This window comes from Vibrio sp. 10N.261.46.A3 (assembly GCF_041472995.1).
Classification (GTDB): domain Bacteria; phylum Pseudomonadota; class Gammaproteobacteria; order Enterobacterales; family Vibrionaceae; genus Vibrio; species Vibrio coralliirubri.
Genome location: NZ_JBFRRH010000080.1, coordinates 1 through 8,705, shown reverse-complemented (window position 1 = coordinate 8,705; position 8,705 = coordinate 1). Strand labels below are relative to the sequence as shown.

13 protein-coding genes are annotated in these 8,705 nt (G+C 40.9%); 2 read left to right on the top strand and 11 right to left on the bottom strand.

The window, feature by feature from the left end; genetic code table 11:
- The coding region (locus AB4484_RS18790) for an endonuclease/exonuclease/phosphatase family protein (RefSeq protein ID WP_372079772.1) at positions 1-681 on the top strand (681 nt) is incomplete at its 5' end.
- Positions 682-920: 239 nt separating this feature from the next.
- Here the strand turns inward: AB4484_RS18790 and AB4484_RS18785 are convergent.
- The 5 genes from AB4484_RS18785 to AB4484_RS18765 all read right to left on the bottom strand — a co-directional run bounded on the left by AB4484_RS18785 (position 921) and on the right by AB4484_RS18765 (position 3,551).
- Complete coding sequence (locus AB4484_RS18785) at positions 921-1,514, bottom strand: hypothetical protein (RefSeq protein WP_372079770.1); 594 nt, start codon at positions 1,512-1,514, stop codon at positions 921-923.
- A 483-nt stretch (positions 1,515-1,997) separates the two neighbouring features.
- Positions 1,998-2,354, bottom strand: coding sequence for a type II toxin-antitoxin system PemK/MazF family toxin (locus tag AB4484_RS18780; protein WP_372079769.1), 357 nt, complete (start codon positions 2,352-2,354; stop codon positions 1,998-2,000).
- The gene (locus AB4484_RS18775) at positions 2,355-2,609 is read right to left on the bottom strand and encodes an AbrB/MazE/SpoVT family DNA-binding domain-containing protein (RefSeq protein ID WP_372079767.1); all 255 of its coding nucleotides are present in this window, start codon (positions 2,607-2,609) and stop codon (positions 2,355-2,357) included.
- A gap of 308 nt (positions 2,610-2,917) precedes the next feature.
- Entirely contained in the window at positions 2,918-3,232 is a 315-nt protein-coding gene (locus AB4484_RS18770; protein WP_372079765.1) for a helix-turn-helix domain-containing protein, read from the bottom strand.
- Positions 3,219-3,551, bottom strand: coding sequence for a type II toxin-antitoxin system RelE/ParE family toxin (locus AB4484_RS18765; protein ID WP_372079773.1), 333 nt, complete (start codon positions 3,549-3,551; stop codon positions 3,219-3,221). Before AB4484_RS18765 ends, AB4484_RS18770 begins: the two co-directional genes overlap by 14 nt.
- Before the next feature lie 171 nt (positions 3,552-3,722).
- Between AB4484_RS18765 and AB4484_RS18760 the strand changes: the two genes are divergently transcribed.
- A complete protein-coding gene (locus tag AB4484_RS18760) occupies positions 3,723-4,289 on the top strand; it encodes a recombinase family protein (protein ID WP_372079763.1) in 567 nt (188 codons plus the stop codon).
- A gap of 55 nt (positions 4,290-4,344) precedes the next feature.
- Here the strand turns inward: AB4484_RS18760 and AB4484_RS18755 are convergent, their stop codons facing one another.
- The 6 genes from AB4484_RS18755 to AB4484_RS18730 all read right to left on the bottom strand — a co-directional run bounded on the left by AB4484_RS18755 (position 4,345) and on the right by AB4484_RS18730 (position 8,249).
- Complete coding sequence (locus tag AB4484_RS18755; RefSeq protein ID WP_372079761.1) at positions 4,345-5,343, bottom strand: porin; 999 nt, start codon at positions 5,341-5,343, stop codon at positions 4,345-4,347.
- Between the two features lie 128 nt (positions 5,344-5,471).
- A complete protein-coding gene (locus AB4484_RS18750) occupies positions 5,472-6,404 on the bottom strand; it encodes an Rpn family recombination-promoting nuclease/putative transposase (protein ID WP_372079759.1) in 933 nt (310 codons plus the stop codon).
- Positions 6,401-6,754, bottom strand: a complete 354-nt coding sequence (locus AB4484_RS18745; protein WP_372079757.1) for a hypothetical protein — start codon at positions 6,752-6,754, stop codon at positions 6,401-6,403. Before AB4484_RS18745 ends, AB4484_RS18750 begins: the two co-directional genes overlap by 4 nt.
- 131 nt (positions 6,755-6,885) lie before the next feature.
- Positions 6,886-7,428 carry a hypothetical protein gene (locus tag AB4484_RS18740; RefSeq protein WP_372079755.1) on the bottom strand — a complete coding sequence of 181 codons (543 nt, stop codon included), beginning with the start codon at positions 7,426-7,428 and terminating at the stop codon, positions 6,886-6,888.
- A gap of 17 nt (positions 7,429-7,445) precedes the next feature.
- Positions 7,446-7,643, bottom strand: coding sequence for a hypothetical protein (locus tag AB4484_RS18735; protein ID WP_372079753.1), 198 nt, complete (start codon positions 7,641-7,643; stop codon positions 7,446-7,448).
- 39 nt (positions 7,644-7,682) lie between these two features.
- Positions 7,683-8,249: a GTP pyrophosphokinase gene (locus tag AB4484_RS18730; RefSeq protein ID WP_372079751.1), complete on the bottom strand. Its 567-nt coding sequence runs from the start codon at positions 8,247-8,249 to the stop codon at positions 7,683-7,685.
- Positions 8,250-8,705: the final 456 nt, after the last annotated feature.

Below are 8,705 nucleotides of genomic sequence, written 5' to 3'. Positions count from 1 at the left end.
TCGGTTCGTAGACGCTTACGCTGTAACGATGAATGGTATACCCAGGAGGAGTGGGAAGAAGTTCGTTTATCTTCAAAAAACCATGTTGATGCACCTATTCTAATTCCAACTAAAAACGGAACACAAACCGTTCACCTGCTAATGTCGCATCCAACCCCACCGGCTTTTGATGTTGGTAAAAACATTGCTCAAAACGCCGCAGAAGTTGAATTTTGGCATCATTACATTAAAAACAAGTCTTTCATCTATGATGATACTGGAAAATTAGGGGGGCTTGAGCCTGGTCAACACTTTGTCATGATGGGAGATCAAAACCTAGATCCAGTTGATGGTGACGGTATTAGTACTGTCATGCAAAATTTGCACAATGACTATTTAGTTAACCAAGAAGTAACTCATGGAAGTTTATACCCTACAAGTTACGGAGCAGCAGAACACGCTGTAGATAAATCATCATCTCACCCTCAACCAAACCGTATTACATCAACATTCGGTCTGGCCGTTGATTACGCTCTCCCTTCTGCGACGCTCAACATCGTTGATTCTGGCGTTTACTGGCCAGCTTCTTATGAAGAAGGTCGTATGCTATTTAATGACCCACGAGTTGGTAACTATGGTAATGGAAAAGACATTTCCTCAGACCACCGTATGATTTGGATAAAAACTCAATTCAATCAATAACGTTATCTATTACCTCTCTTTAAACTCGGTATGCAGTTGAACCGAAAGTTCAGGTTAAACCTTCGTTTATTCCATGGTCATATTCATCATGACCGTGGAATGACCCAATTAGCTAACGAATTCCTGGGCAAAATTCATTTAGGTGCGAGACTATCGTCATGTGTCGTCCTTATATGTTTTAACCTTACTCAATAATTCAATTTGTTGGAGTTGTCTGTATGATAATGCCATCAAGAAGCTTAACTGGATTCCCGTGTACATTGATTCATTAATTGATGAGCAAGAGGTAACTGGCTTTCACTTAGGATGCCAACGACTTCTTCCTCTTTATCTGTATTCCTAAGGAAATCAGAGATCATCATATCTCCTCCTTTCAACTCAATCCTGAACCCTGCCTGCATCATATTAACCAATACGTTAGTGATGCATTCCTTTCCATTCCCTTCCCAAAGCAATCGTAAATCAACTGAATGAGGGTAGCAATTAATAGCCTGAACTAGGATTTGGTATTTAATGCTACTTTTGGGATAGTTACCCACCTGATGTTTTAATCGCTCTAGGGGGGTCATACTGCTGGGTGACAAAGGCTCTTGAAAGTCACATGAGACTAGTTGAAAAATGCGCCTCGAACCTTCATTTTTAGACGTTTCAAAATGAAATCCCCAAGATTTATTAAGCTGTTGCATGCTCGCAGAAACGCTTGCAACCGTAACACCAAGAGCTTGAGATACTTCTTTTGTCGTGAACCTATTTTGCTTAACAATAAATGATGCTAATCGGCGAATTCTTGACTCAGTCTGCATGTACTTTATCGCAGTCATGGCTGTTTTCATGAATACTCTTCTATCTTTTTTCCAAGGTGAATAACAATTAAAGTAAGCAGGCCCTTAAATTATCTATCGACTAGTTCGATAGATATTAGTTTTACATTGCTTGCAGTAATGTATTCGCATATTGCTATTGACTTTTCCAAAGCCAGTTTCCCATATATTATGTGAACCACACTTATGGCACGAGATGCCCTTTCCTTTGGTTGGATTATAGTTATCAATATAATCATCAACGGTTGGCCAACTTTCCCAGTTCCGCTTTATGCGTGTATAGTTCCACATAAAGAACCCAACTACGACTAAAACAAATACCCAAAACTTCATCCCCTAACCTCATAAAAATTAATAAGTGCACATAATCAAATTGGTAGATATCCACGGGTAAACCCGTTGTTTTCTGAATTCACAGAATAAAGTGCAGCTGCTTACATAAAATCAAACAGACAACCAAATCCGCAAAGTTTTCATGACTCAATGAAGTCAAATCTATCCTTCGAATAATTTGTCAGCACCAATTAGTGGGATAATTCGCAAAAGAACCTCTTCTATCACTCCAGCCTCCGCTATGGTTATTTTCTTTGCATTGCGAGCTTTCCAAGACATTGTTTGAATGACACTAGCCGCCACTACTGATGGTTTATCAAGATTGTTCACCGGAATTTCTGTAGCACCACCACGAATGCTGGTACTGATGGGACAACAAATTAATACACCATTAACTTTATTGTAAGCCTTACCGGAAAGAACCAAAACAGGCCGATATTTTCCTATTTCCTTGCCTTTGACTGGTTCAAAATCAATCCAGACAATATCGTTTCTTTCGGGAATATATTGCTTTGACATCTAGTCTCCCAACTCTTCTGGTGTAATCTCAGCCAGCTCATCAATATGAGCATTATGATTAGTCATTTGAGCGACCAATTCAGCCTCACTAAATGGAAAAAGCTTTTCTTTTGTCTTTATCGGCTCGATAACAATTGTTCCATCTTTCTCTCGAACATCAATCTCAGCCCCTTCCTCAAGACTCAATTGACGGATAAATGCTGAAGGAATAATGCTTCCTAAACTGTTACCAATTTTTCTGACTTGCGTACGCATACATCACCTGTAGTGGATACATTGTTATAACACAATACACCAAACAAAAGGAGTGTCAACATTGTGGCAACAAAACTAAATTGCCCCCACTTAAAAAACGACAGTTTTTCGGTGTTTTATAGAGGGGGGCTGGGTGTTGAGGAGGGGGGGCATTGATGCGCTTGATCGGTTCTTTTACAGACTCTTTAATTGAGCTATAGATTTTGCCGAAGCCCTTGGTTGGAAAATTAAATACCCAATCAGGACCATTGCTTTGAGTCATTACAAATCTAACATTTTTATTGCGATAATAATTAAACTCTTCAACTTTATAACTTAACAATGTGCGCGAGGGTTTCGGGATACCTCTGAACTAACCTAAGAAGCGTAATTGCCTGCCCATTGGGGGCACTCCGCCCTTGCTCCCAGCTTTCTAATGTACGTGATGATGTATGTAGTAAACGAGCAAATACACCCCGAGACATATTAAATTGCTCACGTATGTCAACTATCTCATTGGGTGAGATATCTAACTCGCTGATATCATTGATTTGGTGAGTTTTTAGTGTCACCTTCCCCGCTGAATGCTCTTTAGCTTCAACAAGTGCTGAACTTAGTTCTGAAAATAAGTCACGATTGCTCATTACACCATGCCTCCATAAAAACCTTTAATTGTTTCTTTTGGTCTGCATTTAAATCAGACATTTCATTCTTACCGTAAATAGTCAACAAATAGAAACGCCGCTTGTTATCGAGGAAGTAATAGATAACACGAGCTCCACTGCGCTTTCCTTTACCTTTTGATGCTACTCGAATCTTTCGCAAACCACCGGTACCTTGAATAACATCTCCTAACTTGGGAGTAACCATTAATTCAGTCTGAAAAAGCCTGAACTCCTCATCATTGAGATATTCATTTCGGTGCTTTTCAAATATGGTTGATTCTATAAATATATTGTTCATAGCTAAAGTGTACGCAAACCACGTACACACATCAAGACTCACAAAATGACCGTTTAATGAGACAAAGACACAACAACCTCAAATCGCATCAAAACAACATGAAATTGAATCATTAATCCATCTCATTTATTATCATTTCATAAACTCAACAATAATTAGGTAGATGAGTCGGTGGGACAAAAAATAGGCTATGCGCGAGTCAGTACTGACGAGCAAGAGTTGCACTTGCAAATAGACGCATTGATTGCTGAAGGTTGTGCGAAAGAAAATATTTATACCGACAAGGTCAGCGGAGCAAAATCAGACAGGCCAGGATTAGAGGCTTGTATGAAGACCTTACAAGAAGGAGACACCTTAGTGGTTTGGCGACTCGATAGGCTAGGGCGCTCAATGGCTCATCTGATTAGTTTGGTGGAATCATTAATGCAGAGAAAGGTGGGATTCAAGTCCATTCAAGATGGCGCGATTGATACCACTACCGCATCTGGTGAGTTGATGTTCAATATCTTTGGAGCCTTAGCTCAATTTGAAAGACGATTGATTCAGGAAAGAACCAATGCTGGATTGAAAGCCGCCAGAGCAAGAGGCCGACTCGGCGGGCGCCCCAAAATACCAACCACTCACCCCAAAGTGCAAATGGCTAAGCAAATGCATCAAAATCAAACGCTGTCGATTGATTCCATTTGTGAATCTTTGTCAATATCAAGAGCGACGTTTTATCGGTATTTGGCATTGTAAAAAAACGCCTCCAATTAATGGAGGCGATGGACAGCACAAATCAATAATGATTGGCTTAAAAAGTGTAGTACATACCAAGCATCATCATATCTTCATCCGATAGGGTAAAGTCACGATTTTCTACTTCAGAATATTCAATAAAAGTTAGGATATCATTCGATAAGTAATATTCAGCTCCGACAGTATAGTAGCTGAGATCGTTATTATTGAAATCTTCTTCCGCTTGACCATAAGTGAAATAAGCGCGAGCTTTCTGGTAAGTATATGATGTTGCAACACCCATCGCGTCACGATCTACACCATCCACTTCTTCTTGAGCATAGTTCATAGCAATATTGAAGCCAGAAACTTGGTAAGAAGCCATCATCCCCATCGTGGAATTATCCCCGACAGAAGCACGATCCCACTCAACACGATTACCACGATCTTGATAAGACAAACCGATACCAAAATCACCTACGTTACTTTCCAAAAGATAAGTAGCAGAAACGCCATAAGCGGTGTCTAGCATTGGATCATCACTTAGATAAGTATCTGCGATAAGCTCTAAATTATTCTGGCTATATTTAATTGACGCAGCATGACCTTTTGATTCTATAGACTGATTAAAATCATCCATATAGCCATAGCCTTCATTGGTGTTATCAATTGTGATGGCATCAAGGCTGTCACCAAAGTCACCAATTTCACCAAATGCGACCCCAAGACTATCAAAGAAAGTCGCACCTACATAAACATCATCCGTACGAACGGTCTGGTCACTATTTGAAAGGTCGTGATCATTACTCGAACCATAATAAGTTCCAGATTCAAACTCAGCAGAAGCAAAAACTGAAACATCTTTATTTATCTTATGGTTTATATCAGCTTGAATTTTTGCCCAAACGTCCACATCAAAGTCCGCATTTGGATTAGAAGAATGGTTATTCTGGTTGAGGTACACATCAAATTCACCACCAATACCGACAGATGTCTCATCATTTTGGTAAACCGTGGCAGCTTGTGAAGCAAGGGGGGTTGCAGCAATACAAATAGCAATTAGTGTTTTTTTCATTCTTTATTCTCATAAACGTTAAAACATTCATTATGAATATAACCGCTATGTGGGCATTTTCTTTTATCGGATGACTAAAAATGAGAGCTGGACAAGGTAATATCGAAAAAGTTCCCACACAAAACCTCTTAGTGAGACAGTTGTTCCAAATCGCCCGCGCTCAATCCTGTCACATCCATAATGTCTTGCCGACTAGTTCCATTCAGTAACATTTTACGAGCCATCTCTTTCAAAGCTTCTTGACGCCCTTCTTGACGCCCCTCTTGACGCCCCTCTTGGCGCCCACGCTGAATACCACGTTGCTCGCCCTGCTGGCGTAACTGTTCTGCAATCGTCATAAGAGTTTCCTCATGTTTCGGTACTGATGACGCTAGTGACGTTATTAGCGCTTCTAAATTACTCGTTTCACCGACTTGAAGCAAATAACTCATCAGTGACTGTACTTGCTTATCGGTAGTGTAGTCGCTTAATAACAACGTGACCAGTGGTTCGATAAAATCCAGTATATCACGCTGTCTTGCGTGCTTTTGAACCAGCTCAAGTAACGCAATACGGCGATGATTCATAATCTCATCATCAGAAATTACGGTGACATCAACCAACGGAAAATCACCTGTATAAAGCTGCTTAGCCACCTCGGGATGAGTAAAATTCTTTAGCCAATTCATCTCATACGGATAAGGAGATATCTGACCATGATAAAAGAGTAATGGGATCACCACGGGTAGGTAATCATGACCCGCATCAATATGCTGCTGCATTGCCGCTATCGCGTAGCGCATCATACGAAATGCCATGTGCTTGTCAGGGCGACTCTGATGCTCAATAAGCGCATAAATGTAACCATCCCCCTGAAACGTATTTAAGGAGTACAGTACATCTGAATAATAGGGCCGCAAGCTCTCTTCAATAAAACTGCCCGATTCAAGTTTAAGCGTGGTTAAATCGCATAACTCCCTAAGCTCAGCCGGTAAGTGAATATCCAACAAATCCTTAGCCGTTTCAGGGTGAGTCAGGAACTGCTTAAAAAGCGCATCATGTGGCGTTGAAGTCGTTTTCATGTCAGCTTAGGTGCTCCAGCTCCGTCGAGTTTGAATCGTCTTTGATGCTTTTTCCAATCTCGATCTAACTGTTGCAATGTGAAATCATCGATCAAAGCCGCTTTCTTAAGCGCAAATAACATCGACCTTATTGTTATTGGTGGAACATTAAAACTGTGCTTCTTTTCACACGCGTCACAATAGAAAACAGGGAGGGCTATGCCTTTTTCCACCCTTAACGCCTCTCGGCGCAAGGTCATGGAATGAGTCATGCTAATCAGCGCCACCCAATCCATCTCTGAACTCCATAGAACGCAGAGCTCCTCCAGCATTTCAGGAAACCAAACCTTTAGTGCATCACCAGCCGCCATTGTTCATCCTCTTAATTTAATAACTTACCCCGAAGTTCCTATACACCTTCGGCTTTATACTGCTATGGCTTAACTCTGTGACAACACGAAGTTAAAAGCCCTCCAAACGCACAGGTTTCCTATGATGCCTTTCACTCAAATGATCGATAAGCGACCTTCATTTTCACTTTTTTGAACTCACCTCGTGCAATTTGAAAGTATTTATCTTTTGACCCCTTGTTCATGTAAAGTCGCCATAATGGCCCTTGGTCAAAAAGGCTATCAACATAACCAGAAATAAAGGTTTCTTTACCTACCCACAAGGTTGCTTCAATGTAGTCAATCGGTCTTTGCTTTAGATTTAAGCGGTCGATAGTCTGAACAACAGGGAGGCGAATGAAAAGCGGAGATAATGTGGATGCTGCCGATATCTTTAACCAGATCCCCATCACATCATAAGATGAAACGACCCACCGCGACTCCTCTTTATCATACGCAAATCTCAGCACAGGAACCTCAAAAGCCACCTTACCGTCAGATATCTCTTGATAGTACACTTCATAAGCCCCAAAACGCGCTCTTCCCTCGATGTCTATTTTATTTCGGTAAATAGATAGAGGGCGAATGGAATGGACCCACTTGTGAAATAAGTCGGCATGGCTGCTTGAAATCGAAGCGGAGGAATTGGAAATCATAATCTCAATAGAAACGATTAAATGTACTGATTGTAGGTTTCGCGCAGTAAGTCTAACACTCTATCATCCAGGGTGGGAACCGACTTAGGGTCAGGTGATAAAAGCAATTCGACCTTTTCATGCTCTGCGAGTTGCTCAAGTTTTTTGGTATACTTTTCCGCATCCTTCTTATCTTGTTGTCTTGCTTTAATTTGGCGCTCTCTTATGTGGCTCATATCAAATACTCCATTACACACGAATGAAACGATTATATCTTATTTTAAAAAATCGCGTTTGAATCTCTCATGATTGCTTACATTATCTTGTAGGTGAGCTTCATCCCAAACCTGCAACTCCCAAGGGAAGAAAAAATTGCTGCGGTTCTTAAAATAAACATGCAGCCCTTTGTAACCATCTTTATCGCGCCAATACCAGTTCTTTAAGCTCAACTCATCTTGCCAGTCATCCAATGCCTCCATCACCATGCCAACCTCTTCTGACGTAAGGATAATGCGAGCACCAAAAATATCATTAAGCCAGTTATTCACTGGATATTGGTCTTCTCGTTGAGAATACCTCTTTATTTTATCGCCAATGCTTTCACTCGTTTTGACTCGATAGAAATACTTCATATTAATATCTGCGGTCATCAAATAATCATTGATGCTCTCATGCAGCGTAAGTCGATAATTATAGATGTGCCTTTCAGGCACATTGTTGATGGTTCTAGAGAGCTTTATCTTTTCAAAAGAGCCGATGTCAAAGTATTTGGTGGAAAACTCTTTGTGTATGCGATTGATTTCTCTAATGAGTTGTTTAACGCAAGTTATATTATTAGTCATACAGTCTCTATTTACCGACTCAAACAGCACATACTTGATGGAAAATTATGACGATAATTATACCACTTTTTTAACAAAACCGCTCGGCGCAATCCCGTAGCTGGCGTAGCCAGTCGGAGGGTGAGCAAGCGGAATATCACCTTAACCTGAACTGTGGCACGGTCACCGAAAAGCAGATTTAAACGCGTAAAAGGGGATCGATCAAGTTAGCCGTGGGGGATGAGACTGACGCGCTTCGCTTGTCGGATTTGGGCGATGGATAACTATTCGCTCGTGCCTCGCGAAAGTTACCCACACACAAATCAGGAATGAATCACTCTTATGTTATTTCCTTCTTCTGTTTCTATTCTTCTGTTCTGTTACTGATTGTCAGTGGCGAACCTATGGATTATCGGTGGGATTTCCTACCAATAATCGTTAGGGGGTAGGCCTGAAAGTAAGCGTCTACGAACCGAC